Source organism: Sphingomonas sp., assembly GCF_023266535.1.
Taxonomy (GTDB): Bacteria; Pseudomonadota; Alphaproteobacteria; order Sphingomonadales; family Sphingomonadaceae; genus Sphingomicrobium.
In genome coordinates, this window is record NZ_JAHFPY010000005.1 from 54,383 (window position 1) to 55,300 (window position 918).

The following is a 918-nucleotide window of genomic DNA, read 5'->3' on the forward strand; positions in this document are numbered from 1 at the left end:
GCGCGAATCGTCTGATTTCTCCCCAACATCGGCGGTTGAACGCCAGAGCCCGCGATGGTTTCCCCAAACTAAGGTTTCAGGTCAAGCCGGGCCTTGAATCCGTCCGCCGGATCGAACGGCATGCTGTTATGGGCATGGACCATTCGCCAGCCGTCGGACATCGTGAATTCACTGCAATCCGGCCGATCCGGCGCAATGGGCCGCTGCGCCAATCCCGAATATGTAACTTCGCGCCGCCGTCCGGCGAATATGAGATTGATGTTCAGGGGACCATGTTCACGATGATGATCAAGCCATTGATACTTTCTCTCGGTGCGCTCGCCACGGCTGGAGCCGTCTCGCTGCTCGATCGTGGGTCTCCCGCCCGCCAGCTGGCGCAGCCTGCCGGCACCGGGAGCGTCCCCGTGCTGGTCGAACTGTACCAGAGCCAGGGTTGCTCGAGCTGCCCGCCGGCCAACGCCAACCTCAACGCGATTGCCGGCCGCAAGGATGTGATCGCCCTGTCATTTGCGGTGACCTATTGGGATTATCTCGGCTGGAAGGATATTTTCGCCTCCCCGGCCTATACCCAGCGGCAGTGGGACTATGCCCGCCATTACGATCGCGGGAATGTCGCGACGCCGCAGATCTGGATCAACGGGCGCACGACGATTGTCGGCTACGACGCCCGGGAACTGGCGAGTTCGATCGCGGCCGAACGGTCGAACGGCGGGCCAGCCCTGGCGCTCACCGGCGATTCCGTTCGCGTGGGCCGGTCAAATGCCCCGGCTGGCGGCGCCGACGTATGGGTTGCCCGATACGATCCCCGGGTGATCCAGGTCCCGATCCGCGCCGGCGAGAACGGCGGAAGGACGCTGCCGCACAGGAACATCGTCAGGCAGCTCGTCAAGATCGGCCATTGGAGCGGACCGGCAACCA

At 63.6% G+C, this 918-nt stretch carries 1 protein-coding gene; it reads left to right on the top strand.

Annotated elements, in window-relative coordinates:
• Positions 1-272: 272 nt before the first annotated feature.
• Positions 273-918: DUF1223 domain-containing protein (locus Q0C64_RS01400; protein ID WP_294120290.1), on the top strand; the 646-nt coding region annotated here is incomplete at its 3' end.